The organism is Mesorhizobium sp. NZP2298 (assembly GCF_013170825.1).
Classification (GTDB): Bacteria; Pseudomonadota; Alphaproteobacteria; order Rhizobiales; family Rhizobiaceae; genus Mesorhizobium.
In genome coordinates, this window is record NZ_CP033365.1 from 7176294 (window position 1) to 7201546 (window position 25253).

Annotated in this window: 26 protein-coding genes and 1 tRNA gene; 14 read left to right on the forward strand and 13 right to left on the reverse strand. The window is 62.6% G+C overall.

From position 1 onward, the window contains the following. The first annotated feature begins 21 nt into the window (after positions 1 to 21). Positions 22 to 237, forward strand: a complete 216-nt coding sequence (locus EB231_RS35860) for a DAK2 domain-containing protein (protein ID WP_172352605.1) — start codon at positions 22 to 24, stop codon at positions 235 to 237. Positions 238 to 296: 59 nt separating this feature from the next. Here EB231_RS35860 and EB231_RS34020 read toward each other — a convergent pair whose 3' ends face one another. Together EB231_RS34020 and EB231_RS34025 are read right to left on the reverse strand one after the other, a co-directional pair. Continuing rightward, the gene (locus EB231_RS34020; protein ID WP_140775350.1) at positions 297 to 956 is read right to left on the reverse strand and encodes a response regulator transcription factor; all 660 of its coding nucleotides are present in this window, start codon (positions 954 to 956) and stop codon (positions 297 to 299) included. 124 nt (positions 957 to 1080) lie between these two features. Further along, entirely contained in the window at positions 1081 to 1515 is a 435-nt protein-coding gene (locus EB231_RS34025) for a hypothetical protein (RefSeq protein WP_172352606.1), read from the reverse strand. A 107-nt stretch (positions 1516 to 1622) separates the two neighbouring features. On the opposite strand from EB231_RS34025, the gene EB231_RS34030 reads away from it, so the two are divergent. Together EB231_RS34030 and EB231_RS34035 are read left to right on the forward strand one after the other, a co-directional pair. Then, on the forward strand, positions 1623 to 1973 hold the full coding sequence (locus tag EB231_RS34030) for a DUF952 domain-containing protein (protein WP_172352607.1): 351 nt from the start codon (positions 1623 to 1625) through the stop codon (positions 1971 to 1973). Further along, a complete protein-coding gene (locus tag EB231_RS34035; RefSeq protein WP_172352608.1) occupies positions 1970 to 3049 on the forward strand; it encodes a quinone-dependent dihydroorotate dehydrogenase in 1080 nt (359 codons plus the stop codon). The genes EB231_RS34030 and EB231_RS34035 overlap by 4 nt, the downstream gene beginning before the upstream one ends. On the opposite strand, the gene EB231_RS34040 is transcribed toward EB231_RS34035, so the two are convergent. Beyond that, complete coding sequence (locus EB231_RS34040) at positions 3042 to 4382, reverse strand: MATE family efflux transporter (RefSeq protein ID WP_172352609.1); 1341 nt, start codon at positions 4380 to 4382, stop codon at positions 3042 to 3044. The two genes, EB231_RS34035 and EB231_RS34040, sit on opposite strands and share 8 nt — an antisense overlap. Positions 4383 to 4514: 132 nt before the next feature. Here EB231_RS34040 and EB231_RS34045 point away from each other — a divergent pair, with 132 nt between their 5' ends. Further along, the gene (locus EB231_RS34045) at positions 4515 to 5417 is read left to right on the forward strand and encodes a histone deacetylase family protein (protein ID WP_172352610.1); all 903 of its coding nucleotides are present in this window, start codon (positions 4515 to 4517) and stop codon (positions 5415 to 5417) included. 64 nt (positions 5418 to 5481) lie between these two features. On the opposite strand, the gene EB231_RS34050 is transcribed toward EB231_RS34045, so the two are convergent. Next, complete coding sequence (locus EB231_RS34050) at positions 5482 to 5745, reverse strand: DUF6460 domain-containing protein (protein WP_027047739.1); 264 nt, start codon at positions 5743 to 5745, stop codon at positions 5482 to 5484. Positions 5746 to 5940: 195 nt separating this feature from the next. On the opposite strand from EB231_RS34050, the gene EB231_RS34055 reads away from it, so the two are divergent. The 6 genes from EB231_RS34055 (at position 5941) to EB231_RS34080 (ending at position 11626) form a co-directional block, all read left to right on the forward strand. Beyond that, positions 5941 to 7029, forward strand: coding sequence for a glycosyltransferase family 2 protein (locus EB231_RS34055; RefSeq protein WP_246740844.1), 1089 nt, complete (start codon positions 5941 to 5943; stop codon positions 7027 to 7029). Next, positions 7007 to 7459 (forward strand): GtrA family protein, encoded by a 453-nt coding sequence (locus tag EB231_RS34060; protein ID WP_246740845.1) that lies wholly within the window; start codon positions 7007 to 7009, stop codon positions 7457 to 7459. Before EB231_RS34055 ends, EB231_RS34060 begins: the two co-directional genes overlap by 23 nt. Positions 7460 to 7561: 102 nt before the next feature. Beyond that, positions 7562 to 9052: a hypothetical protein gene (locus EB231_RS34065; protein WP_172352612.1), complete on the forward strand. Its 1491-nt coding sequence runs from the start codon at positions 7562 to 7564 to the stop codon at positions 9050 to 9052. A 200-nt stretch (positions 9053 to 9252) separates the two neighbouring features. Beyond that, the gene (locus EB231_RS34070) at positions 9253 to 11139 is read left to right on the forward strand and encodes an acyltransferase family protein (protein WP_172352613.1); all 1887 of its coding nucleotides are present in this window, start codon (positions 9253 to 9255) and stop codon (positions 11137 to 11139) included. A gap of 97 nt (positions 11140 to 11236) precedes the next feature. Next, positions 11237 to 11310, forward strand: a tRNA-Gly gene (locus tag EB231_RS34075). Between the two features lie 82 nt (positions 11311 to 11392). Further along, positions 11393 to 11626: a hypothetical protein gene (locus EB231_RS34080; protein ID WP_172352614.1), complete on the forward strand. Its 234-nt coding sequence runs from the start codon at positions 11393 to 11395 to the stop codon at positions 11624 to 11626. Positions 11627 to 11789: 163 nt separating this feature from the next. Here EB231_RS34080 and EB231_RS34085 read toward each other — a convergent pair whose 3' ends face one another. Both EB231_RS34085 and EB231_RS34090 read right to left on the reverse strand, forming a co-directional pair. Next, positions 11790 to 12074, reverse strand: a complete 285-nt coding sequence (locus EB231_RS34085) for a PRC-barrel domain containing protein (RefSeq protein ID WP_172353145.1) — start codon at positions 12072 to 12074, stop codon at positions 11790 to 11792. Positions 12075 to 12148: 74 nt separating this feature from the next. Next, entirely contained in the window at positions 12149 to 12688 is a 540-nt protein-coding gene (locus tag EB231_RS34090) for an inorganic diphosphatase (protein WP_172352615.1), read from the reverse strand. A 130-nt stretch (positions 12689 to 12818) separates the two neighbouring features. Here EB231_RS34090 and EB231_RS34095 point away from each other — a divergent pair, with 130 nt between their 5' ends. Next, entirely contained in the window at positions 12819 to 13040 is a 222-nt protein-coding gene (locus EB231_RS34095; protein ID WP_172352616.1) for a hypothetical protein, read from the forward strand. Positions 13041 to 13054: 14 nt separating this feature from the next. On the opposite strand, the gene EB231_RS34100 is transcribed toward EB231_RS34095, so the two are convergent. Beyond that, positions 13055 to 13255, reverse strand: coding sequence for a hypothetical protein (locus EB231_RS34100; protein ID WP_172352617.1), 201 nt, complete (start codon positions 13253 to 13255; stop codon positions 13055 to 13057). A 142-nt stretch (positions 13256 to 13397) separates the two neighbouring features. Here EB231_RS34100 and EB231_RS34105 point away from each other — a divergent pair, with 142 nt between their 5' ends. Beyond that, positions 13398 to 13565: a hypothetical protein gene (locus tag EB231_RS34105; RefSeq protein WP_172352618.1), complete on the forward strand. Its 168-nt coding sequence runs from the start codon at positions 13398 to 13400 to the stop codon at positions 13563 to 13565. A 92-nt stretch (positions 13566 to 13657) separates the two neighbouring features. Here the strand turns inward: EB231_RS34105 and EB231_RS34110 are convergent, their stop codons facing one another. Continuing rightward, a complete protein-coding gene (locus tag EB231_RS34110; protein WP_340163222.1) occupies positions 13658 to 14140 on the reverse strand; it encodes a Stf0 family sulfotransferase in 483 nt (160 codons plus the stop codon). On the opposite strand from EB231_RS34110, the gene EB231_RS35470 reads away from it, so the two are divergent. Further along, positions 14099 to 14485, forward strand: a complete 387-nt coding sequence (locus tag EB231_RS35470) for a hypothetical protein (RefSeq protein WP_246741059.1) — start codon at positions 14099 to 14101, stop codon at positions 14483 to 14485. The two genes, EB231_RS34110 and EB231_RS35470, sit on opposite strands and share 42 nt — an antisense overlap. A gap of 234 nt (positions 14486 to 14719) precedes the next feature. On the opposite strand, the gene EB231_RS34115 is transcribed toward EB231_RS35470, so the two are convergent. The 5 genes from EB231_RS34115 to EB231_RS34135 all read right to left on the reverse strand — a co-directional run bounded on the left by EB231_RS34115 (position 14720) and on the right by EB231_RS34135 (position 23853). Further along, the gene (locus EB231_RS34115) at positions 14720 to 15040 is read right to left on the reverse strand and encodes a protamine-2 (modular protein) (protein WP_172352620.1); all 321 of its coding nucleotides are present in this window, start codon (positions 15038 to 15040) and stop codon (positions 14720 to 14722) included. 176 nt (positions 15041 to 15216) lie between these two features. Beyond that, entirely contained in the window at positions 15217 to 20034 is a 4818-nt protein-coding gene (locus EB231_RS34120) for an autotransporter domain-containing protein (protein ID WP_172352621.1), read from the reverse strand. 343 nt (positions 20035 to 20377) lie between these two features. Beyond that, positions 20378 to 22102 carry a sensor histidine kinase gene (locus tag EB231_RS34125; RefSeq protein WP_246741055.1) on the reverse strand — a complete coding sequence of 575 codons (1725 nt, stop codon included), beginning with the start codon at positions 22100 to 22102 and terminating at the stop codon, positions 20378 to 20380. Between the two features lie 5 nt (positions 22103 to 22107). Then, positions 22108 to 22758, reverse strand: coding sequence for a response regulator (locus EB231_RS34130; RefSeq protein ID WP_172352623.1), 651 nt, complete (start codon positions 22756 to 22758; stop codon positions 22108 to 22110). A gap of 105 nt (positions 22759 to 22863) precedes the next feature. After that, positions 22864 to 23853, reverse strand: a complete 990-nt coding sequence (locus EB231_RS34135; protein WP_172352624.1) for a LysR family transcriptional regulator — start codon at positions 23851 to 23853, stop codon at positions 22864 to 22866. Positions 23854 to 24165: 312 nt separating this feature from the next. Here EB231_RS34135 and chvE point away from each other — a divergent pair, with 312 nt between their 5' ends. Continuing rightward, entirely contained in the window at positions 24166 to 25236 is a 1071-nt protein-coding gene (gene chvE, locus EB231_RS34140; protein WP_140775431.1) for a multiple monosaccharide ABC transporter substrate-binding protein, read from the forward strand. Positions 25237 to 25253: the final 17 nt, after the last annotated feature.

A 25253-nucleotide genomic window follows, 5' to 3' on the forward strand; every position in this document is an offset into this window, starting at 1 on the left:
CCTATTCGCCTCGTGAGCACTATGCCAGGGCCTTCGAGATATCGTTCGCGGTCTGGATTACCAGCGGAGCAAGACTTTCGCCGCGGCAGGCGGGCCGGCGCGACCGCCTCGACGTCGCCGCGTCTCGGCGGGGCAAGCTATCTCGGTGAGCGGGCAGTCGGCGCGCCGGACGGCGGCGCTGCGGCCGTTGCGATCTGGATGCGCGCGATCGCACAAGCGATAGCCAGGCAAGGGTGACAGACAAGGCTGAACGATGACCTGAAACACGTCGCATGAATCCGTTGCGGCGCCGGCACTCAGTGCGCCGGCTGCAACGGATCACTGCCGATCTTGGACAGCAGGATAACCGCCTGGGTGCGGCTGTCGACACCGAGCTTCTGCAGGATGGCCGAGACATGCGCCTTGATCGTCGCCTCGGAGACGCCGAGTTCGTAGGCGATCTGCTTGTTGAGCAGGCCCTCGGCCAGCATGCCGAGCACGCGGGTCTGCTGCGGGGTCAGCGCCTGCAATCTTTTGATCAGGTCCGATATTTCGGGATCGCGCTCGACGCCGAGATCGACGCCCACCGGAGCCGCTATGTCGCCGGCCAGCACCGACTGCACGGCGTTGCGGATCTCCTCCATGCTCGCCGATTTGGAGATGAAGCCGGAGGCGCCAAGATCGAGCGCACGCCTGATGGTCGCCGGATCGTCATGCGCAGAGACAACGATCAGCGGCACCGCCGGATGGATGCCGCGTAGCGAGATCAGGCCGGAAAGGCCGCTGGCGCCCGGCATCGACAGGTCGAGCAGCACAAGATCGACATCCTCATTGGCCACGACCAGCGCCTTGGCGCTTTCGAAATCGCCGGCCTCGTGGATGGCGGCGACATTGCCGATGCCGGCAAGTGCCTCACGCAGCGCGCCGCGAAACAGCGGGTGATCGTCGGCGATGACGAAAGAATAGCCTGACGGCAAATGTTCCTCCCCGAATCCCGTCGATGATTTTTAGCTTTTCGGGACCAGTCGGACGATTATGAGGGGCCGCGCGCCGTTTTCAAGCGGCAAAGCCGGCACGCCCCATTTTCCCTGGTTTGGATGCTCAGGTTTTCTGCGAGTTGAGCTGGGCGCCGTCGCCGTTATCCCTGTCCATATCCTTGACGATGCCCATGAAGCCCTTCAGGAAGCGCTCCATGTAGCTCATCGTCTTGTTGAAATCCTCTTCGCTCGGAAGCTTCGATTCGAGACGGGCGGAGAGCGAATTCTCCAGCTTGGTGACGCGCTCATCCATTGCCTTCATCGAGGTCTGCAGGCGGTCGACCTCGTCCTGGAAGGCGGCGCGTTCGTCGGCCGCCATCTTGCAGACGAGCTGGCCCGAACGCTCTTCGCAGAGCGACATCGCGCCGGTCTGCGTGTCCATGCGGACATAGCCGTTGTCGGACTTTTCCAGCCGGTAACGATCGGTTTCTTCCGAATAGGCTGATGCCGCGACCAGCGAAACGAGCGCGGCGGGGATCAAAATGTGGTGCAGACGCATGTTGTCCTCCATGGCCAAGGCCTGAAATATCGCATGTTTGCGCCGGAAATGGGGAAGACCCTTGGCGTGGCCTTCCCCGCACGACTGGTTCGGACTATAGCGCAACCATGTCTCAGTTTATCTACAAGATAACCCCGCGAGCGCTTTGGCGCGAGGCCGAAGCCAATGGCCGCTTCACCGGGGCGCCGATCGATGTCACCGACGGCTTCATCCATTTCTCGACGGCGGCGCAGGTCCGGGAAACGGCGGCAAAGCATTTTTCCGGCCAGACAGACCTTCTGCTCGTCGCCATCGACGGCGCCAGCCTGGGGCCTGCCCTGAAATATGAGGTATCGCGCGGCGGCGCGCTGTTTCCGCATCTTTACGGTGTGCTGGAGCTGAAAGCCGTCACGTGGGTGCGACCGCTGCCGCTTGGTCCCGACGGTACCCACCAGTTCCCAGCGCTGGAGGCCGAATGAGCGTGCTCGACCGGCTCGGCCAGAAGCTGCTGTTCACCTTCGATCCGGAAACCGCGCACGGCCTGTCCATCGCGGCGCTGCGCTGCGGACTGCCGGTCGGCGCGCGGACGGTGCACGATACAAGGTTGAAGGTCAGCCTTTGCGGCCTCGATTTCCCCAACCCGCTCGGCATGGCGGCCGGCTATGACAAGAACGCCGAGGTGCCGGACGCGCTGCTTGGCCTCGGCTTCGGCTTTGCCGAGGTCGGCACGGTCACGCCGCTGCCGCAGGCCGGCAACCCGAAGCCGCGCATCTTCCGGCTGACGGCGGATGAAGCGGTGATCAACCGGCTGGGCTTCAACAATGAGGGCCATGCGGCGGCCGAAAGACGCCTTGCCGCCCGCAAGGGGCATTCCGGTATTGTCGGCGTCAACATCGGCGCCAACAAGGACAGCACCGACCGCGTCGGCGACTATGAGCGCGGCGTCGCCCGTTTCGCCCCCTATGCCGGCTATCTGACGGTCAACATCTCGTCGCCCAACACGCCCGGCCTGCGCAACATGCAGGCGCGCGAACAGCTCGGCGAGCTTCTGTCTCGCGTCATGGCCGCACGCGCCACGGCGTCCGCGCAGCCGCCGGTCTTCCTGAAGATCGCGCCGGATCTGGTCGAGGCCGAGCTGGAAGACATCGCCGCCGAGGTCACCGAGAAAAAAATCGACGGCGTTATCGTCTCCAACACCACGATTTCACGGCCGCCGCTGCGCAGCGGTGGCACGATAAGCGAAACCGGCGGACTTTCCGGCAGGCCGTTGTTCGAACGCTCGACCATCGTACTGGCCAGGATGCGCAGACTGCTCGGGTCGGATATCGCCATTATCGGCGTCGGCGGCGTCGATACCACGGATGCGGCGCTGGAAAAGATCCGCGCGGGCGCTGATCTCGTCCAGCTCTACACCAGCATGATCTATGCAGGGCCGGCACTGCCGGGCCGTATCGTCGCCGGCATGGCGCGCTTTTGCGAGACGGGGCGGCTGAACTCCATCCGCGCGTTGCGCGACAGCCATCTCGATCGGTGGGCGTCAAAGCCGCTCAGCTGAACGCCGTCCGCACCCGCAGCCGCAGAATCGCCAGCAGGCTGAAGCCGCGCGTCAACAGGAACACGTGAAGTGCCGCCCACAGGCCATGATTGCCGAAGGCAGGCGCGAGCGTCAGCAGCGCGACGATAAAGACGAGAAATGACAGCAACATCATGTTGCGCATGTCGCGCGACCATGTCGCGCCAATAAAGACACCATCCATCTGGAACGCCAGCACGCCGCTCAGCGCGGTGAATGCCGCCCAGGGCAAATAGATGTCGGCCACCGAGCGGACCTCCTGCGATGTCGTGACGACGGCGACCAGATCGGCACCAGCCGAGAGCAGCACCAGCGTCGCGGCTCCGGCAAGCCCGAAACCCCAGAACAAGGTCAGCCGCACCGCCCGCCGGAAGGGCTGCTCGGCACGTGCGCCGACGGCACGGCCCGCGAGCTGTTCGGCGGCGGTGGCAAAGCCGTCGAGGAAATAACCGGCGACGAGGAAGAAGTTCATCAAGACCGCGTTGGCGGCCAGCGTCACCGTGCCGAACTGCGCACCTTGACGCGTGAACAGCGCGAAGGCGGCGAGCAGCGAGAACGAGCGGATCATGATGTCGCGGTTGAGCGACAGCATGCGCAGGAAGGCGCTCATGTCGAGCAGGCGATGGCGCGGCAGGGACGCGGTCGAGCGGAAGCGGAGCACCACGATGGCGAGACCCAGCAGCATGGCCAGGAACTCGCCGGTGACGGTCGCCCAGGCGACGCCGGCAACACCCCAGCCGAGCTTCAGGCCAAGCAGGAAGCAGAGCGCGATGTTGATGCCGTTGAGCACCAGCTGCAGCACAAGGCCGAGCCCGCCCTCGCCACGCCCCAGCACGTAACCGAGGATGGCATAGTTGATCAGCGAGAAGGGTGCGGCAAGCAGCCTGATCCTGATGTAGACGCCCATCGCCTCGCTGACGCGCGGTTCAGCGCCCATGAACCACTGGCCGCCGACGGCGATCAGCGGTGAAAGCGCTACCAGCACGATGCCGGCGACGACCGCGATCAGCACGGCACGCCAGAACACCGCCTGTTCCTCCAGCGCGTCGCCGCGCCCGAACGCCTGGGCGACGAGACCCGTGGTGCCGGAGCGCAGGAAATTGAAGGTGGTGAAGACGACACTGAACACCAGAGATCCCGCGGCCAGGCCGCCGAGAAGGGCCGCGTCGCCGAACTGCCCGACCACCGCCGTGTCGACCAGGCCGAGCATTGGCGTGGTCAGATAGGCGAGCGTCATCGGCACCGCTATGGCGAGCACGGAACGGTTGGTGACGACAAAAGATCTGGCGTCGGCTGGGATTGCACCCTTGTCCAAGGAATTGCTGCCTTGCTGATTGATGCTTGATCGAGGAGCCGATGTGCCCCATTTTCCGGCCACCGCGCAATCGTTCTTCCCGCGATGGCCAACCGAAATCCCGGTCTGGCGTGAGCCCGCCGGATTCCGTTCATGCCCCTGCAGATCGTCCACCATCCTGACTACGACGCCGGCTTCACTGCCAACCATCGCTTCCCGATGAGCAAGTATCCGCTCCTGATGGAGGCCTTGCGGGCACGCGGCCTGGCGGGACCCGACGCGCTCAACACAGCGGTCCCCGCACCAGCGTCATGGCTGAAGCTTGCCCATGCGGCCGACTATGTCGACCAGGTCATCGGCTGTTCGGTGCCGGAAAAAATCGAGCGTGAGATCGGTTTTCCGGTCGGCCCGCGCGTTTCGCTCCGCGCGCAGCTTGCCACCGGCGGCACGGTGTTGGCCGCGCGACTTGCCTTGCGCCACGGCATCGCCTGCAACACCGCCGGCGGCAGCCATCATGCGCGGCGCGCGCAAGGTGCCGGCTTCTGCACCTTCAACGACGTCGCCGTCGCTTCGCTGGTCTTGCTCACACAGGGTGCGGCACAGAATATCCTGGTCGTCGATCTCGATGTACATCAGGGCGATGGCACCGCGGATATTCTGAGCAGCGAGCCAAGCGTGTTCACATTTTCCATGCATGGCGAGCGCAACTACCCCGTGCGCAAGATCGCTTCCGATCTCGACATTGCACTGCCCGACGGAACGGGCGATGCCGCCTATCTCGAAAGGCTGGCCACGATCCTGCCGGAGCTCTCGGCCCAGTTGCGCTGGGACATCGTTTTCTACAATGCCGGTGTCGACGTCCATGCCGAGGACCGGCTCGGCAGGCTGGCACTTTCCAATGACGGCCTGCGTGCCCGCGACAAGATGGTCATCGGCCATTTTCGCGCGCAAGGCATTCCGGTCTGCGGCGTCATCGGCGGCGGCTATTCCACCGATGTGCCGGCCCTTGCCGCACGGCATGCCCTGCTGTTCGAGGTTGCCACGGGTTACGCCTAGCCCTCTGTTTTAACGCAATTCCGAACGGAAAACCGTTTCACACTTTTCCTGGAATTGCTCCAAGTCACTTCCGGTAATTGGCGATCCTGAGCAGGATGAAGGCCGGCACGACGATCGCGGCACCGAGCAGGATGTAGCCAAGGAAGCGGTCGATGGCATGGAAGCCCAGATTCCAGAGGTCGATGAAGAATTTCTGGATGCCGTAGAACACATCCATCGGCGACCAGCCGAAGGCATTCATGACAAGCCCGACGAGGAACGACACCACCAGCAGCTTCAGGATCACCCTGAGCGGCGAGTCGCCGAGAAAGCGCGTCAGTGCGGACAAGGCCGTCTCCCGATTGAGATGCCCAGACTCACGGGCACAGCCCAGAGATACGTGCTTGGCGGTGATCCATCAAGCCAGCGTGCTCTGTCCGCGTAACCCGATTGGCCGCCGCTGGAAACCCGCGTATCCACCTTACTTATCTGTTTTCTAACCAATTGCCGCTATTGCCATTGCAAGAGCGGGAGCCAGGCTTTGGTGGGAACGGGAAAAATCGGCGCGCACCGCGCGGTCATGCTGTCGGTTGTCGTGCCATGCTATAACGAGCGCGATGGCGTGGCCGAGCTTCACCGACGCGTCAGCGCCGCATGCCTTGAACAGAACGCTTCCTACGAGATCGTGCTCGTCATCGACGGCGCGACAGACGGCACCCGCGAGACCATTTTCGAACTGGCCGAAAAGGACGACCATGTCGTCGCCATCGACCTTGCCCGCAACTACGGCCATCAGATCGCGCTCAGCGCCGGGCTGGAATTCTGTCGCGGCGAGCGCATTCTCATTCTCGACGCCGACCTTCAGGATCCGCCCGAACTGCTCGGCGCGATGATGGCCAAGATGGATGAAGGCTTCGATGTCGTCTACGGCCAGAGGGTGAAGCGCGACGGCGAAAGCTGGTTCAAGCGGGCTTCGGCCTCGATGTTCTACCGATTGCTCGGCCGGATGGTCGATGTCGAGATCGCGTCGGACTCCGGAGACTTCCGGCTGATGAGCCGCCGTGCGCTCGATCATCTGAACGCGATGCCCGAACGCTATAGGTTTATTCGCGGCATGGTGAGTTGGATCGGCCTGAACCAAATTGCCTTTCCGTACGAGCGGCACCGGCGTTTTGCCGGCACCACTCACTACCCGCTGAAGAAGATGGTTCTTCTGGCGGTCGACGCGATGACCAGCTTTTCGATCCTGCCTTTGCGATTTGCCTCGCTGCTGGGGATGATGTTCGGCCTGCTCGGCATGGTCGTGCTTGGCTATACGCTGTTCGAATGGTCCAGGGGCAACGTGGTACCCGGCTGGACGAGTCTTGCCGCGATCATGCTGATCATGGGCAGCGTCCAGCTTCTGGTGCTTGGCATCTTCGGCGAATATCTTGGCCGCATGTACATGGAGACGAAGCGGCGGCCGCTGTACTTCGTCAATGAGATCGTTTCGCGTGACCAGCCGACCAAGGACAGCGACCTACCCATCCATCGCCTGCAGGAGATGGCGAAAGGGTCGCGCCTAGCTGAGGCGAAAGTCGACCGGATGCAACCGAAACGGCGTGGGCGGCATGCGGTCGGCTCTTCCATCTGACGTCTCGCGGATGCTGCGCTTTGGCGCTGTAGGGCTTCTCAACACGGCGCTCGGATATACGTTGATCCTGGCCGGGCTGGCGCTGGGCCTCGGCGATATCGTTTCCAATGCGGCCGGCTATGCCGCTGGCCTCACCCTTGGCTTCTTTCTCAATCGCCGCTGGACATTCGCACTTGCAGGCGGCTTCCGCCCCGGCGCGGTTGCTCGATACGCGATGACCTTCGTCGTTGCCTACGGCGCCAATCTGGGCATCGTCATTGCCGCCATGTCCGCCGGCTTCATCGAGAACCCGTTCGTCCACCTGGCGGGAAACTGCCTCTACTCGATCATCTTCTATCTCGGCTCGGCCCGGTTCGTCTTCGTCGGCGGCGCGGATGATCCTGACGCCTTCGCCGCAACGAGCGCGAAATGGCCCGGAGCCGTGACATGAACCAGGCCGCAGCAGTCGTGACGGCGACGCCGTCACCCGGAGCCGTGACATGAACCAGGCCGCAGCAGTCGTGACGGCGACGCCGTCACCCGGAGCCGCAACATGAGCCAGGCCGCTGCAATCGCCACGGCAACGCCTTCGCTGGGCGACGCGCAACGCATCAGGCTGATATTCTGCCTTCTGTGCGCCTGCATCGTGGCTTGTGTGCTCAGCGCCCTTGCCAGCGCGATCCTGCAGGATCCCGACAATTGGTGGCAGGTGAAAGTTGGCCTGGACTTCCTGGAACACGGGACGTTTCCGCTTGTCGACCCTTATTCCTATACGTTCGGCGGCCAGCCCTGGATCGCCAAGGAATGGCTGGGACAGGTCTTTCTGGCGCTTGCCTACCGCGCGGGCGGCTGGAATGGCGTCGTCGCACTGATCATCGCCACCGTCGGCCTGACCGTCTTCCTGATGGGATGGTTCCTCAGCGCATGGCTGAGGCCGATACTGGCGATAGGGCTGACCTTCGTGGTGGCTTTCCTGATCGCCCCTATCTATACCGCACGCCCCCACGTCTTCACCTTGCCGATCATCGTCGTCTGGACGGCAATGCTGTTTCGCGCCGCGCGGGAAGAGAGGGCTCCACCTTTGTGGCTGCTCATACTTGTCGTCTTGTGGGCCAACCTGCACGCCACGTTCACCCTGAGCTTCGTCATCGCCGCCTTTGCCGGGCTTGGTCTGCTGGCGCGCTCGGGCCTGTCGAAACCCGCTCTCCTGGCGAAATGGGTGGCTTTCGGCCTCCTCTGCCCACTTGTGAGCCTGATGCATCCCTACGGCGTCAAAGCCATCCTGGCGACATTCACCGTGGCCTATGGCAACGAGGCGGTGCCGCTCATACTGGAGTGGCGGCCGTTCAATGCCCAGGAGCAGATCTTCGAGGAAGCGGTGATGCTGTTGGCGCTTTTCGGGCTTCTGGTGTCGAGGCTGCGGATCGGCTGGGCCAAGGCGCTGTTCGTCGTCTTCGCCTTGCATGTCTATCTCACCCATCTGCGATTTGTGTATCTGCCCTTCCTGCTGATTCCCTTGGTGATCGCCGTCGAGGTCGCACAGCAATACCCTTCGCTCTCAACCACGACCTGGCTGACGGAAAAGCGTGACGGGTTGGAAAAATTCTTCGCCAACCGGTTCTACGCTGTCTGCGGCGCCATGGCCGTCCTGCTGGTCGCGGCGGCCGCAATCCTCGGCAATGCCTACCAGGTGGCACCGAGCCCGAAGACATCCGCCAGCGGTGCCCTCGCATTCGCCGGGGATCACCACCTATCGAGCAACGTGCTGAATTCCTATAATTTCGGCGGCACCCTGATTTTTCATGGCATCAAGACTTACATCGACGGCAGGACAGACCAGCTGTTCCTGGGCGGTTTCACGAAAACCGACGACGCAACGGGACGCAGCGACGGAAAACCGCTGCTCGAGGCCCAGTTGAAGAAATACGCCATTGGCTGGGCACTGCTTACAGCCGACGACACCCGCATCCCCTTCTTCGCGGAGTTGGGCTGGAAGCGGGCCTATGCGGACGATTATGCCGTGATTTATCTGCCCGGCACCTGATTTTCAGCATCGAGAGAGGCCGGTGCAGCCGGCGCCCAAACCCCGGCATCCGGCTTGACATGAATATTGCAGTGCAGCAAACTTATGCTGCAGAGCACAGTCCGTGAAACCACGAGCCACGATTTTGTACGACGGGGAAATCGCAGCATGAGGAGCATGTCAAGTTCCGAGGCACGAGCCACGGCGTACGGACCGGCCGAATGAACTACAGGCGCGATATCGATGGCCTGCGGGCCGTTGCCGTGCTCCCCGTCGTGCTCTTCCATTTCGGCGTGTCCGCCATTCCCGGCGGCTTCACCGGCGTCGACATTTTCTTCGTGATATCGGGCTATCTGATCAGCGGCAGCCTGCTCGACGATCTCGAGCGCGGCCAGTTCTCGATCGGCCGCTTTTACTGGCGCCGCGCACGGCGGATCCTGCCGGCGCTGACCTTCGTCATCCTGCTCGCGAGCATCGCCGCCTGGTTCATCCTTCTGCCGTCCGACCTTCACGAATACAGCCTCAGTGTGATCGCGGCCTCGACCTTCTGGTCGAACATCTATTTCTGGAAGACGACCAACTATTTCTCGATCGACGCGGAACTGCGGCCCCTGCTGCACACATGGTCGCTTTCGGTCGAGGAGCAGTACTATATCTTCGCGCCGATCCTTGTGTATCTGATCTACCGATACGCCTCGAAGCGCTGGCTGACGATATTGCTGCCGATTGCCATCGGCAGTTTTGCCCTGGCGGTGATGGCAACCACGCTGGCGCCGACCGCCGGTTTCTACCTCTTGCCGACGCGTATCTGGGAACTGGCGCTGGGCGCCATGCTGATGCTGAGAAAGCCACCCGCACTTGCCAGCCGTCCGCTGACGGAACTGATCGGCCTCGCCGGTTTCGGCCTGCTTGCATTCGGGTTTCTGACGATTTCGGAGAGTGACCCGTTTCCGGGCTACAATGCCCTGTTTCCCTGCATCGGCACGGCGCTGCTGATCTATGCGGGCCAGATCCACCCGGACAGACCTGTCCCTGTCGCCACCCGCGTGCTTCAGCTCACTCCATTGGTCTGGGTCGGCCTGATCTCGTATTCGCTCTATCTCGTTCACTGGCCGATCAATTCGTTCGTCCACTATCTCTCGCTGAAAGCCATCGGCGTGCCGACGATCATCGCAATGATCGTGGCGAGCGTCGCCCTGGCGACGTTCTCCTGGAAATATGTCGAGCAGCCGTTCCGCCGGAAAAGCACCTTCACGGCGCCGCTGCCCATCTTCGCCTTTTCGGCCACAGCGATCGTCCTTCTGTGCGTCGGCGGTTTGGCCGGCGCGCTCGGCAAGGGGTTTCCGCAACGGTTCCCGGACTTCTCGACGGAGCGGGTGCTGGTGGGCGACTGGCGCAATGGCGTCTGCTTCAACGAGGGCGCGAGCCGGATCGAGAACTGGAACCTCGCCGACTGCACCCGAACGCACGGCTTTCCAACCAATGTGCTGTTGTGGGGCGATTCCTTCGCCGCTCACTACGTATCGGGCCTTGAGGCCAACGCGCAGAAAATCCAGGCCAATGTCATCCAGTACACCTATGCCGGCTGCCCGCCCAACCTGAGCTACTTCTCGTATGCCCGGCCGGCCTGCACGCGCTTCAACGAACGGGCGCTGTCGATCATCCGCGATGCCAACATCCAGGCCGTGATCCTGAGTGGCCGATGGACCGACTATCAGGCCAGGGGTTTCGACGGCCTGCAGAAGACGATCGACCGGCTTAACGGGATGGGCGTCAAGGTCTATGTCATCGGGCAGTCTCCGGAGTTCATCGCCGACGTGCAGAAAATCGCCTTCTTCGCACGGCGCGAGCATGTGGCGAACACATCCTGGCCGATGGCCATGGACCCGGACATCAACAAGCAGGTGCTGCCTTTCGTCAAAGGGGCAACGTTCATCGACCCGCTGGCCTATCTGTGCGACGCGGCCGGCTGTTCCTACGCAGACGCCGGCACCAGGCAATTTCTCTATTTCGACTACGGTCATTTCTCTTCGGCGGGCGCGATACTCGCCATCTCGAAATACTGGCCGAGCTTTGCCGCCAGCAACAAGGTCGCGAAGGCAAAATAAAAACGCAGGCCCGCGCTGAGGGAACTGCTGGAGAGTGCGTTTCGCGAGCCGCTTTGCGATTGCCCGAAGGCCGAACCTCATGGTAACGAGGGCACGCGCGGGTATGATGTAATGGTAGCCTGTCAGCTTCCCAAGCTGAACGCGCGGGTTCGATTCCCGCTACCCGCTCCAAGCTTTCGGCGCACCATCCAGACAACAGACGGATAAGGCGGCACTTTCAAAGCCGCCGCCCAATCGACAAAGGACGACACCTGTGAGCGAACCCACCGTGGCCGAGGCGACTGAAAATATCTATGCGTCGCTACGGGCGGACAATGCCGACATCGACGCACATATCGCGACGCTTAAGGCAGCGCTGACACGAGAGGGCACAAAAGAGGCTGTGTTCGATCCGACCAAGTTGGCGCAGAACAACCGCTCGGGCCGCAAATTGATGCAGGCTTATTTTCGGCAGCGCGGCGTGAGCGTGAAGTTTTCGGACCAGTAGGCCGAGCGGGCGATCTCAAGCGCGCCGCTCGGAGTGCTCGGACGGACCGGCGTTTGCCATTTGGGGTCGGCTGCCTGGCGAAATAATAACGATCGACCGACAGCTCGAACGCCGCGTGGGATCACGGTCTCCCCCGTCATTCGTGCGAGCCAAACTGCAACGATCAATCGCGGTGTTCGGGCATGGCCTTCAGCTGATCCTTCGTCCATGACGTGACGGCATGGACATCTCCATCCTCGTCGCGCATGAAGTCGAGTTCATTCGATGCGACCGCAACGGGCTTTGCACCGATGCCAAGAAACCCACCGACATCGATGACAATTTGCGTGCCATGGACATGGTCGACGGAACCGATCTTCTCGTCGGCCGGGCCATAAATGGTAGCACCCTCAAGAATGTCGGGGGTCAGTTCCGAGCCAGCAAGGCGGGTGTGATTCGAGTGGTCCATGAGCTGCTTCTCCGCTTGGGTTGACACGATCTAACCAGCGAAAAGGCGAACGGTTCCAGCGGTCCCGAGGCGGACTATCGCTTGTGTCTGCGCCGAAAAGCCTTGGCGCCCTTGCTGAGCGCCTTGGCGGCCTTGCCAGCGTCCTGCCAGCCCTTCAGCTTGATGGTCTTGCCCGTGCCCAGCACCGAGGACAAGAAGAACTGTTCGATCTCCTTGCGCAAGTCTTGCGGCACATGGTCAGCGGCCACGGGCCGGTCGGGGGCGTCCTCCTTGCGCGGGCAGAAGATATAGCGGTCGTTTCGGATTACGTTCCCGTGCGGGTCCTTCTGCTTCACCCGCAGCGCACCGAGCAATTCGCATTCAATGACTATACCAGGTGCCGTTGCCGCCTGATGGATCACCATGCCGTCAAGCGGATCGCCGTCATCGCCGAGGGTGGATGGCACAAACCCCCAATCATAAGGGTATGTGTTGCCCACCGGCAGCGGTCGTGAATATTGGAAGACACCTGTTTTCGGCTCGTAAGCGAGCTTTGCCGCTGCTCCCCTTGGTGTTTCGATAACGACACGAAAGAAGTCCCGGGATCTCGTCGGAAGTTTCAGGAAGTTTGTCATAGCCCATGCATCCAAGACCATTGTCGCAGTAGCACGCGCGAAGAGGCAAAAGGTTCCCTTTTCCGCGAGGCCACGAGTGGAACCTGCTTTGGATGCAATTGTTCAACAGTGTAGCGAAAGGGAGAGTTTGATGGCTAAGATTTCGCCGCATGCGCTGAAGGGTGTCGGCTACGTGATTTCGACGATGAGCGTCATATTGCTGGCAGTGGTCAGCTGGAAAAGTGCCTCGCAAGATCCGATGCTTGCCATATGCCTGTTCGCCGGTGCCGCCACATCGGTAATAGGCATGTGCTGCCGCTGGACTTCCTATGCGATTGAAAAGCGCCAGCAAAGTACGCAGCGGATGCCTTGAGTCCTCGGGGCCCGTCACTCGATCTCAATGGCTCCACGCGCTCCTTTTCGGGCCTTTGCCACGACGACAGCCTTTGGTTCTAAAGTCCCCAACGACATCCGTTGCTCACGCAAACGCGCCGTCTTTGCTTCCCGGGCTTGCCGCTCGGCATCAAGCATCAGCTTGCTCACGCGGTCCGCTCTCTCAATCCTCTCGCGATCAACCTTTCGTTTCAAGAAAGCCTCCTCTGGTCTGACGGCCAAAAGCGTGGACTCGAGAAATTGTTCCCGAAAAATAAAATTGCCTTTCGGTGTCATTTGTTATTGCGGCGTTGCAGCTCGAGATGCGGCCTGCACGCCTTGGATACGAGGACCGAAAATGGCTGTTTTGCACGCGCGCGGTGTCGAGCTGGTCTGTGAGCTGTTGAGCGCAGCCGATCACCTGGAGAAGATAAATCCGGAGGAAGTCAGGGAGTTGTTGCGCGAAACCGCCACGGTCCTCGGCGACCTGCTGAAACGCGACAAGCCGGCGCCGCCGCCGGAATGAAAAAGCCGCCCACCGGAGCCGGCGGGCTTTTTCATGACAAGCGCTTTCGAGAGCGTGCCGGTCCGGCAGGATCGGCACGGGATTGGTCAGGCTTAAACCTGGCCGAGGCGCATCTGCTTCTTGAGCAGGAACCGGGCAAGGTTGTTGATATTCCGCGGCGCCACCTTCTTGGGAAGATGGGCCAGCAGGCCCTTGGACTTGGCGTCGCTCCGGAACCGCTCGGCCCACTCTTCGGTGCAGCTGTCCCGCTGCAATCGCAAATTCGTCCTGAACTCGCAGTTCGGGACTTCAATCGACAACTGCCGGGCCACCGACGCGACGTAGGGACGAGGGTCGTCCAACAGATCTTCATAGAACAAATGGTCGTAAGGCAGGTCGGCCATGCGCAGATAAGCCTCCCAGAAAGCATAGCTCTGCCCGATCAGGAAATAGGCCTGGCAGATTCCGGCAAAGTCGTATTGCGGAACCCGATCCTCGCCGCCCATCGTGCTTCTCCAACGACCCGACGCCTTCGCCCGACAATAGGAGATGGCTTGGCGAAGGCGGTCCCGCCGCTCCAGAAAGACCACACCCATGGCATGGCGCCGGACGCATTCGGCAAGGAAGTCGGCGTCATATTTCGCTTGCGACCAGTGAAGGTGGCGTGGAAACAGCTTGACGGCGAACCTGCCATTTTCGGTCCCGCCACGATCGATGACGGCGGACAGGAGTTCGTCGAAGGATTTCGGCCTGAGGCCCAACGTGTCCGTATCGAGCCATTCGGCCGACCGGCCCAGTATTCCCGTGCTGTTCGCCAGACTGCCGAGCCATTCGGAGCCACTGCGGGCTTCGGTCAGTATCGCCACGCCTTTCATGCGTGCGGATTGCCTCTGGCCTGTGGATCTGTGGTCACAATTGTAGAATACGATTCTTTTCGGTAGCCGTCTGGCATAGTCACAATCCCCAGTAAGCAGCGCCCAACGGGTAACGGCTGGTATGGTTCCACCGATTCCTAGATTGAGCTAAAATACGTGGCTGGGCCCATAACGGTCGTTTGATCGGTGCCCTGGGACACCGATTTGCAAAACGCATACATTGGCCCTGCACGTTTTGTGCACCCTGTCGACACCGGCCACGCTGTTGGTGGCCGGCTTGCGTCAGTGAGAATCCAATCGTTACCAGAGCCATACCCGCTCGCGCCAGCAACGGACGCGGCGACGACCATGACGCCAGTAACTGCGGCACACCCGTCTCCAGCCTCTACGCCTTCCGCCATACCGGCGATGATGGCGGTAATGCCCGCGACGATGGGAGACCTGTTCCAGTCCGACCTCGTCATCGCCTTCGAAGACAGCCGGATCCGGCTTGTCCAGTTCATCGAGAATTCCGTTGCCTTGGGGAATACCGGCAACCGCCCGGCCAGGCCCGGCCACGCTCGCAAACGCCACGGCGCCCGCAACACCCAGCATTCCAGTGAGAAACAACCGACGTTCCATCAAAAACCTCCAGAGTTGTTGACTATCGGCACCTCGTTCCCTCGCCCAAACAGGCTGCAGCGACATGTCGATTGGATTGAACGCGCGACTGCGCTTCTTGTTCCATCATCCCCCTTCGCGCAGGGCGAAGTCGTGCAGCATCTTGGCGGAGGCGAGAGTGCGCGACGCCGGCGCCCTCAGAATGTCACGCCGAGATCGACCTTGGCGCCCTGGTCGACGCCGCCGCCGAACTGGCCAGTATAGGACAGGCCGAGCTTGGCGTTGGGGGCGAGCAGCAGGTCGAGACCGGCCTCGATGAGCGCGCTGTCCCTGCCGATCGGCACGCCAGCGATGGTGAAGCGATCGCCGCCTGCGAAAGTGACGGTCGACAGCGGCTTGATATCGCCGAAGGCATGACGCCAGCCGAGCATGCCGCGCGCGGTGGCATTGACGCCGCCAAGCGCGAATTCGGTGGAACCGCGCAAGCCGAGCGTGGTGAAGGTGGCATCGGTGGTCGAACCGGCACTGGCCAGCGCCGCTGAGCCACCTTGTTCGGTAAACCCGTTTGTGTGGACGCTGACATAAGCAAGATTGGCGAAAGGCTCGAACTTGAATTGTCCGGCATCGGCCCTGTAGGCGAACTCCCCGAAGATTTGCGCGGTGCCAGCCTCATAATCGGCCGAGAGCGCGTCTGCAAAACCGTCGAAAGCTACCGAGCGCCTGGTCGAGATGCTGCTCCAACTGTAGGTGGCGCCGGTGCGGAAGGCGATTGCGCGCCAGTTGGTGCCGCCATAGAGACCGAGATGATAGTTGTCGCTCTTACCGGTCGAATTGCGACCGTCGGCACCGAAGCTCGAATGGCTGTAGCCGCCGAGCAGACCAACACGCCAGCCGCCGACCGACGTATCGGCGCCGGCCAGCAGGCCGCCAGTCGAGCGATCGAAAGCGGCGGCGTTGCCATCGGAGTCCATGCTGCCCCAGGACCCAAAAGCCTGGCCCCAGACGGCGAAACGATCGGTGTCGGCGGCGACCATTTCGGGACCGCCCTCGCCATAGGCCATGATCGGCAGGGCGGCCACGCCGCCATCGCCGAAGGCAGCGGATATGCGGTCGGTGGCGGCATCACGGACGAAATGGCCATCTTCCAGCAGCATGCCCTTGGCCGAGGCATGGATCTCACCCGACAATTGGTCGAGGGCATCTTGAGCGGCAGCCGTGGCGGGCAGTTGAAGGATGGCGTCGTAGAGCGGATTGCCGCTGCCCAGGCTCTCGGCGCCGCCGCCGGTGGCCATCTGGTTGGCGGCCAGGCCAACCGAGGCAAAACTGATGTTATTGCGGTGCAGCCGCAGATAGACATTGTCCGCGTCGTAGCTGAGCGAAGGATCGAGGAAGGCAAAATTGCTGGTCACATCGGCGAAGGCACCGCTAACGCCGCCGGCCGCCGACAGGATCGTGTAGTCGGTCTGAGGACTGTAACTGCCCGCACCAGCCAGCACGCTGACCGTTCCGCCGTTGATCGTGGCCGACCCAGTCGCGTTGATACGGGAGGCTTGTCCGGCCGCATTCGCGCCGACCTGATAAGTCGAGCCGGTGTTGAAGGTGACGGCACCCACGCTCATCGTGCCGATGCCACCGCCAGCGCCGGATGCGAGCGTGCCAGTGAAGAGGCGGCCGGAGACCGTGACAGTGCCCGTGATCGTGCCGGTGCCGCCGAGCGCAGCCCCCGATGCAACCGCGACCTGGGTGTTGCTCAAGGCCCCTTCGATGAGCAGCGTTCCACCGGTCACCTTGGTGTTTCCGGTATAGGTATTGCTACCGCTCAAGGTAAGCGTGCCCGCGCCCGATTTTGTCAGCCCGACGACCGTCGGCACGAGAATCGCCGGAAGGCTGGCACTACCGGGACTGGCGATATAGATGCCGTTGCGGATGGCGCCACTAAAGGTGGTGTCCGTGGCCTGATCCACGGTGAGCAGGCTGGGAGCCCCCATCGCGACCGTGCTGGTGATATCGCCTGCACCCGACAGCGAACCGACCGTCTGCGACGTGATGCCGAGGTCGAGAGTGGCGCCGCTTGCGACGAAAAGCGATCCGGTTGGGGCGCCGAGCGTGCCGCCATCTCCAAGGAACAGCCTCCCCGCCTCGATATTGGTGCCGCCTTCATAAGTGTTGGCCCCGATCAGATACAGCTCGCCCGCGCCCTGTTTGGTCAGCGCCCCGACGCCGCCGAGCGGGGAGGATATCTCCACGTCATAACCGTTGCTGTCGATGAAGGCGCCTCCCGCCTTGATCGTCACATCGCCGGCAGCGAAGTGGCCGAGCAGATCGGCGTCGGCAGTCGTGGCGCGCAAAATGCCGCCATCGAAATTGACCGTCGCGCCATCGAGACCTTTCCAGACGCCATTGGTTTCCAGTACCCCGCGTGCCCCGGCCGTGCCGTTCAGATTCAGCGTGCCACTGCCGGAGCTTGTGCGCACCATATCGACCGTGCCGACGCCGGTGCTGACCCTGCCACCATCTGCGACGGTAAGCGTGCCCGCGCCCTGATAGCCGAGGCGCAGATAATCCGTCGTCCACACTGACCCGATGCCGGTGACGAGCATCGTGCCATTGCTGCCGGCCACTTCGCCGATATAGCTGGTCAGGTTCGCGACCGTACCGCCATTTGCGATCGCCAGCGTGCCGCCATCGACAGTGGTGAACGAAAACGCGCTGTTGCCGGTCAGGGTCAGCGTACCCGCACCATCCTTGATGAGCCACACGGCGCCTTCCCCAGCGCCCGTCATGAATCCGTCTGTGATCGCACCGCTGAAACTGGTGTTGGTCGCCTGATTGACCGTGAGCGGGCTTTGCCGGCCGCCATACACCGTAGTGGTAATGCTGCCGGCGCCGGACAGCGCGCCGACCGTCTGGTTGGTACCGGTAAGATCAAACGTGCCACCGCCGGCGATCGCAAGCGCACCAGTTGGTGCGCCAAGCGTGCCACCCAGGTCGACGTCGAACTTCAGCGTGCCCGCCGAGATCGTGGTTCCACCCGTGTACGTGTTGAACCCGGAAAGAACGAGCGTACCAAGGTCGGTCTTGTCGATGCCGCCACTGCCGGTGAGCACGGACGAAATGGTCGCCGTCATGCCTGCCCCGTCAGCAGTGCCGTCACCCACGCGGATCGGCGTGGCCGCCGCGGTGAAATTCAGCGCATCACCCGTTACCTTGTAGCCATCGACGAAGAACTGCATCCCGCCCTTCACATCGAGTGCGCCGCCGCCCGCGCTGACCGTGACCGTGCCCGGCGTGCCCTGGAAGATCAGCATGGTCGTGGGGTCGTATACGCCATTCGCACTGCCGCTCGCGTTGGTCCAGTTGGTTCCGGCAGAGCTCCACGTGCCCGTGCCGCCATTGACCATATTGTTGGCCGTGGTCTGGGCGCCGTTCCAGAAGCTGTGGGAGCCGGACGCGACCGCCCCGACCAGCAAGTTGACCTGATTGACCACTGAAGTCTGCACGATCAGATCGCCGCCGGCATAACCGGTTGGCGTCGCGCCAACGATCATCCCATTGTCGGTCAGCGCCCCACCATAATCGAACAGGCGATAGAGACCGTCGCCGAAACCGCCGGCGTCGCTGATGTTGAGCGTGCCGGCGAGCGTCAGGTTGCCGGCGACGTTGAACAGGCCCGTGTTGCCCGGTGCGCCGAGCGAGACATCGACGAGCGAGCCGCTGTTCAGCGCCAGCGACCCCATCGACAGGGTCTGGCCGGTGTGGCCCAGGACGATGCCGCCGGATGCCACGGAAACATCGCCGGCGATCGATCCGGCGCCGCCCAGGCTGCCTCCCGACGCAACCGCAACCGTGGACGTGCCCAACACAATGGGCCCCCACATGACATTGCCCAGGGATCCATCGACGAGCAGCGTGCCGCCCGTCACATTGGTGGTGCCGGTATAGGCGTTGTTGCCGCTCAGGGTGAGCATGCCGGCGCCGGACTTGGTCAGTCCGGTCATGGTGGTAACGCCATTGATTTCGTCGAAGTAGTCCGTGATGTCGCCACTGAAAGTGGTGTCAGTGGCTTGATCGACGGTGAGCAGGCCGGGGTTGAAATCCGAACGGGTGACGGTGCCCGCACCCGAAAGTGAGCCGACCGTCAGGGCCGTGGTATCAAAAAGCAGCGTGGCACCGCTGGCGATGTCGAGCTTTCCCGTTGGCGCACCGAGAGTGCCGTTGCCCTTGAGGTCCAGGGTGCCCGCTTCGATCCGGGTCCCGCCGATATAGGTGTTGGAACCCGAAAGTGTCAGCGTGCTCAATCCGCGTTTGACCAGTTCGAGCGTGCCGCCACCGGCTCCGTCGGCGATCAACCCACCGAAAGAGGAATCTCCAAGGGCCGAACCATCGATCGTCAGCACGGCATCCGCCGCGCCGCCGTTTACGATCTGCCCGCTGGGAATGTAATTCGTGATCCGCCCGACGGTCGTGCTGTAGCCGTTGAGGTTGAGGAGACCTCCTGCGGCCACTGCCTGACTGCCGAATTCCAAGTCGGTATTCACGGTCGTTGCGTTGGCGGCCCATATGTCGACGACGCCGTCTCCACCGAGCCTCAGCCAGGCGCCATCGATGGCGCCGGTGGCCATTGCGTTCACGGTGCCGTCGATGACCAGCGTCCCACCGGTAATGGCGTTGGCAACGTTCGCATTCACGACGGCGTCGAAGGTCGGCAACTGCACGAGACCGCCGCTGACGGCGCCGGCAGCGTTCGCATTGAGGACGGCGCCATTGCGGAAGGTCGCCGCTACAGTGCCGCTGAATGTGTCGGCTGTGTCGGCATCCACTTCGCAACCATTGGTGGGACCGCCGTTGAAATCCGGGAAACCGCTGGTGTAGGGGGCCCCTCCCGGGTCACAAGGCTGTTGCGCATGGGCCGTCGAAGGCGCGCAGGCGATGGCGAGGAGCGCGAGGGTCGAGGTCGTGACCGACAGCCTGCCGAGCGAAATGGTCCTCGAACGATTGCCGCGCCCTGCCGCCATTGCCATGCTCCCTCGCGGCAGCCGCCCGCGCGCCGACGCAAGGGAAGCGCGGGCATGCACCCTCCCCCGCGCCGCCACCGGCGGCACCGCGATTTCGTCGATTTGGTTCCGATCCCGAACGGGAGTCGTCGATGGTCTTTTCCGCCGGGGCGACTGACACATCAATCCCGCGTTCGAGGGGGTACCGGCAGAATATTATGGTAAATTCGACATTTCGCCCGGCGGCCACGCAACGCGCTTCCCGGCATTCCGGTCGGCCGTCGCCGTCACCAAGCGCGGCACCATTGTCTGAGCCAGACCCGCCGAGCGTTCGGCCCCCCGCTGACCCGCTTCGACGCAGCGATCAGGACTTTCGTCCTGCGGCGTGGGTCGGGATGGCCAAGGTTAGTTGCGTGCCGCGTCCAGGCGCACTTTCGATTGCTATTCGTCCGCCCATCTGGTCAGCCCGACGGCGGATGTTCGCAAGGCCCCGTCCTTCTCCGACAGCGCCTGAGGCTCTCTCGGGCTCGAACCCCATGCCGTCGTCCGACAATATGATGAGAATTGCGCCATCGTCACCCGGTTTCATCGCGAGGTCGATCCTTGTGGCGGAAGCATGGCGCAAGCTGTTGGCGATACCCTCCTGCAACAGCCGATAGAGATTGAGCAGCCGCCGCACGTCGAGGCTCGGTGCCGGGGTCGGGAGCGTGCAGCGATAGTCCAGGGTGACGCCAGATCGGGCAAGACGGCCTGCCATGCGCTCCCGGAACATCGCCAGCGCCTCGTCGATCGGTTCGTTGCCCGCGTCGATTGCACTGGCCATGTTGCGCAGGTCATCGACTGAAGACTGTAGTCCCTGCTCGATTTCCCGTGAAGTCAGTCGATTCTCGCGGACATCGAGGAGAAGGTGCGTCAGCACACCGCCGACTCCATCGTGCATGTCGCGTAGCAGACGCTGACGCTCGGCGTCGATCGCGATCAGCCGTTCCTGATGGCGCAGCAATCGCGAGGAGCGCAGCAGGCTCGCATCCTGCTCCAGCACCTGACGTTCCAGGTCGCTACGCGCCTCCTCGGCCTCCTGATTGAGCCTGTGCCCCTGCAGCGCGATCTCGAACAGGATGCCGAACATCGTCAATGGCGGTGCGAGGACCGACGCCTGCAGCGCGAAGCCAGTGGGCGGCGGCAGGAGAAACAGGTCGAAGCCAATCGAGGCAAGAGCGACAAGCAATATCGCCAGAACCCGGATCGCCGGCCCGGGAGCTGTCCTTCCCATCCGTAGCAAGGCCAAAAAGCCATATCCGAGCAGCAGCGTCAGCGTGATCGCATCGAGCCAGGCGACGATTGTCGCGAAGCTGGCGCCCGCGATCATGGTCCCGAGCAATATGGCAAAGACGGCAACGAAATAGCCGCAGGCCGCCCACGCCTCGCGCGGCCGCCAGTCGGCAAAGGCGTTCACGGCAAGCGCTGCTGTCGTCAACATTAGATATTCCACGCCGTAGCGCAGCAACGGAAACCAGACATAGGGCAGGCTCTCCGCACCGAAGGTGGTGAGCCAGGCGTCGATGCCCACCGAGATGAGCAGCAGGCCAGTGATGCACTGGAGCCGCGAAAACCCGTTGACCGGCAACAGGACGAGCAGCGCTGCGCCCATCATCAGTTCCGTCACAACGACCAACCATACCATGTCGAAGCGCTGGAACTTCTCCCAACCGGCCGCCTCATCCATACGGTCGAAAGGCCCTGCATAGGCTGTCGCGGCCTCCGGACAGGGATTTCCCCGGCAGGTGAGCGACCACTCATTCCCCGCCGACGTCTCCGCGCGCGACAACAGGCTCGCCTGCGCCGGCTGCAGGACCACGGGCTGCCAGCCTGGGATACGCAGCATGGCCGGCCCTGAAAGCCCGGCAGCATAGGCGCCCACCTCGGCCGGCTCGGACGCCAGCAGCGCCCGCGCCGCTGGCAACCGATAGTCCTCTAGTGTGCCCACGGGCTGCAAACCGGCGACGATGAGCGCATAAGCGCACCAGAACAGCAGTTGCGCGCCGAGAATGATAGCCAGCGCGCGGCGCCATCCCGTCAGCCGGGGCATGATGGTCACAGACGTAGCAACCCGCTGCGAAAGGCGCGTACCATGGCCTCGCCCCGATTGCTCACCCTGAGCTTCCTGTAGATCGATTTCACATGATCACCGATCGTGTACGGCGATATTTCCAGTTCGGCCGCCGCCTGCCGGTTGCTGTACCCGCGCGCCAGAAGCTGCAGCAGTTCGATTTCGCGCGGTGACAGCGGAGGATCGGCATCATCCGATTTCGAATCTTCCCGTTGCCGGCGCAGATGACGCAGCACATAAGCGGCGATGCTGGGCGACAATGGCGCACCACCGGTCAATGCATTGGCAGCCTGCTGGCCGATGTCGAGACTGTCGATATCTTTCAGCAGATAGCCGTCCGCTCCCGCCAGCACAGCCGCCAGCACCGTATCCTGATCGCCCAGCACCGAGAGGACGAGTATTTTCGGCTCAAGACCGCCTCGTGCACGGATTTCCTCGATCAATTCGATCCCGCTTCCATCGGGAAGGCCAAGATCGAGAATAAACAGGTCCACCTTCTCTTCGAGCAGAGCACGCGCACCGGCCAGCGTCCCCGCGATGGCCGCCAGCGACAAGCCGTCATGCGCCGCCACGCCGCGTCCAACATGAGCGGCAACGAGCGGATCATCCTCGACAACGACGACGTTCGCTTTCACGTCCCCCTACCCGCCTGTCCTGCAATGGATCTGCCGGGCCATTGTAAACCGATCAATACACCAGATGGCAACCTCTTCACCCGTCGACAATCACGTGGCCACGCATCAACCGACCTCCCGCAGGATGAAATCGTGCAGCATCTTGGCGGCCGGCGACAGCACGCGATTCCTGACCGTGATCAGGCTGTAGGGCCTGACCTCGATGTCGAATTCGGTCTGGACGACGTCGATGGCGCCGGCGAGCCCGTCGGGATTCTGGATGAATTTCGCCACCTGCACCGAAACCGGTGCGATGGCGTCGGATTGCGCGACCATGACCAGTGTGAGCAGCAGCGAACTGGTGTTGAGGATCCGGTCCGGCAGAGCGATGTTGCGGTTCAGGAAATTGCTCTCCATCGCCTGGCGCAAGGGCGAACCGCCCGACTGGAAAACCCAGTCGTAGGCGGCGGTGTCTTCCAGCCGCACCACGCCGCCGCTGGTGAGCGGGTGGCCACGGCGCACGATCAGGCAGGCTTTCTCGACGCCGATGACACGCGATTCGAACAGCCGCGGATTGAGGTCGTCGGGGATGCGGGCGATGATGAAATCATGGCGCGTGGCGATCAGTTCGCGCGCCAGCACATTGGAGGTCTCGACCTGCATGGTGATCTCGATGCGCGGGTAGATGCGGCGGATTTCGCGGATCGCCGGTACCGCAAGTTCGATCGCAGGCGCCGTCACGGCACCCAGGAACACCGATCCACCCTTGCCCGCCTTGAGCTCGGAAATCTCGCGGTCGACCTCGCGCATCTCCAGCAGGATCGAGCGCGCACGCCTGGCCAGCGCCTTGCCGTAGGGTGTCAGCGTGATGCCGCGCGGCAGCCTTTCGCACAGCTTGACCTCGAGTACCGCCTCCATCTCGGCGATCATGCGCGAGGCCGCCGGCTGCGAGATGTTCATGACTTGCGCCGCCGCGCTCACCCGGCCGTGATCGTCGAGGGCGACGATCATGCGCATGTGACGCAGGCTGAGACCGCTGCGCAGCAGGGTTTCGCCGTCGCCCGGTATGTCGCTGGAAACGTTTAAAGCCGTAGTCGGATTCTGTAACGCCGCCATGGTTTTCCTTACCTCCTGCCGCGGCCCGATGGCATTTGCCAGCGACCCGTCACGCATCACAACATATACCACTTGCGGTATAGCAATCATCAAAGATCGCATTTGACAGTTATGGCAAAAGGGCGGCAACGTCAGCGCGTTCCGAGACGCAACGGTCGCCGACGATAAAAATCGTATCGATTGAAATCAGTGCCTCGGGGCCATGGGAGGATACCGGAGATCGATATGACGGCAGCAGTGCCTTGGCGCTTCTGCACGATTGCGCGGCCCACGACCCCCGGGGTGCCGCGTCCATCAACCAGGGAGAGTTAAGTGAAAATCATCAAGACACTGGCCGCAGTCGCGGCGCTTGGCATCGCTGCCATGACCTACTCGGCGCACGCAGCCGACAAGGGTCTTGTCGGCGTGCTGATGCCGACCAAGACCTCGCAGCGCTGGATCAATGACGGTGATGCCGTGAAGTCCCAGCTCGAGGCTCTCGGTTACACCGTTGACCTGCAGTATGCGCAGGACGACATCCCCAACCAGCTCAGCCAGCTGGAAAACGAAATCACCAAGGGCCCGAAGGCGCTGATCATCGCCTCGATCGACGGGACCACCCTGTCGGATGCGCTGCAGAAGGCCGCTGACGCCGGCGTCGTCGTCGTCGCCTATGACCGCCTGATCAAGAAGACCGCCAATGTCGACTACTACACCACCTTCGACAATTTCGGCGTCGGCGTGATCCAGGCGAATTCGCTGGTCAAGGGCCTCAAGGAGCGCTTCCCGAACACCAAGCCCTGGAACGTCGAACTGTTCGGCGGCTCGCCCGACGACAACAATGCCTTCTTCTTCTACAACGGTGCGATCTCCGTCCTGCAGCCGTTGATCGACGACGGCTCGATCAAGATCAAGTCCGGCCAGACCGGCATGGACAAGGTCGGCACGTTGCGCTGGCTGGCGGCAACCGCCCAGGCACGCATGGATAACCTCTTGTCGGCCAACTATTCGGACGGCAGCCGCGTCGATGGCGTCCTGTCGCCCTATGACGGCCTGTCGCGCGGCATCACCGCCTCGCTGCGCGCCGTTGGTTACGGCACGGAAGCACAGCCCTGGCCGATCGTGACCGGTCAGGACGCCGAGACCGCCTCGGTCAAGCTGATCATCACGGGCGAACAGTACTCGACCGTGTTCAAGGACACCCGCGACCTGGCCAAGGCCACCGTCGAACTCGTCGACAAGGTGCTCTCGGGCGGCAAGCCGGATGGCCTTGACACCAAGACCTACAACAACGACGTCAAGGTCGTTCCCTCGATCCTGCTGACGCCGCATGAGGTCGACAAGTCGAACTACCAGAAGCTGGTCGTCGACTCGGGCTACATCAAGGCCGAAGACCTGAAGTAATTTCGGTTGTAAAGTCA

Coding starts and splice junctions, on each gene's coding strand:
- EB231_RS34045 (WP_172352610.1), top strand. CDS start 4,515: ATGCCCCTGCAGATCGTCCACCATCCTGACTACGACGCCGGCTTCACT.
- EB231_RS34030 (WP_172352607.1), top strand. CDS start 1,623: ATGTCTCAGTTTATCTACAAGATAACCCCGCGAGCGCTTTGGCGCGAG.
- EB231_RS34110 (WP_340163222.1), bottom strand. CDS start 14,140: ATGGGTGTGGTCTTTCTGGAGCGGCGGGACCGCCTTCGCCAAGCCATC.
- EB231_RS34070 (WP_172352613.1), top strand. CDS start 9,253: ATGAACTACAGGCGCGATATCGATGGCCTGCGGGCCGTTGCCGTGCTC.
- EB231_RS34025 (WP_172352606.1), bottom strand. CDS start 1,515: ATGCGTCTGCACCACATTTTGATCCCCGCCGCGCTCGTTTCGCTGGTC.
- EB231_RS34065 (WP_172352612.1), top strand. CDS start 7,562: ATGAGCCAGGCCGCTGCAATCGCCACGGCAACGCCTTCGCTGGGCGAC.
- EB231_RS34095 (WP_172352616.1), top strand. CDS start 12,819: ATGGCTAAGATTTCGCCGCATGCGCTGAAGGGTGTCGGCTACGTGATT.
- EB231_RS34120 (WP_172352621.1), bottom strand. CDS start 20,034: ATGGCGGCAGGGCGCGGCAATCGTTCGAGGACCATTTCGCTCGGCAGG.
- EB231_RS34035 (WP_172352608.1), top strand. CDS start 1,970: ATGAGCGTGCTCGACCGGCTCGGCCAGAAGCTGCTGTTCACCTTCGAT.
- EB231_RS34060 (WP_246740845.1), top strand. CDS start 7,007: ATGCGGTCGGCTCTTCCATCTGACGTCTCGCGGATGCTGCGCTTTGGC.
- EB231_RS34105 (WP_172352618.1), top strand. CDS start 13,398: ATGGCTGTTTTGCACGCGCGCGGTGTCGAGCTGGTCTGTGAGCTGTTG.
- EB231_RS34115 (WP_172352620.1), bottom strand. CDS start 15,040: ATGGAACGTCGGTTGTTTCTCACTGGAATGCTGGGTGTTGCGGGCGCC.
- EB231_RS34085 (WP_172353145.1), bottom strand. CDS start 12,074: ATGGACCACTCGAATCACACCCGCCTTGCTGGCTCGGAACTGACCCCC.
- EB231_RS34125 (WP_246741055.1), bottom strand. CDS start 22,102: ATGCCCCGGCTGACGGGATGGCGCCGCGCGCTGGCTATCATTCTCGGC.
- EB231_RS34135 (WP_172352624.1), bottom strand. CDS start 23,853: ATGGCGGCGTTACAGAATCCGACTACGGCTTTAAACGTTTCCAGCGAC.
- EB231_RS34090 (WP_172352615.1), bottom strand. CDS start 12,688: ATGACAAACTTCCTGAAACTTCCGACGAGATCCCGGGACTTCTTTCGT.
- EB231_RS35860 (WP_172352605.1), top strand. CDS start 22: ATGCCAGGGCCTTCGAGATATCGTTCGCGGTCTGGATTACCAGCGGAG.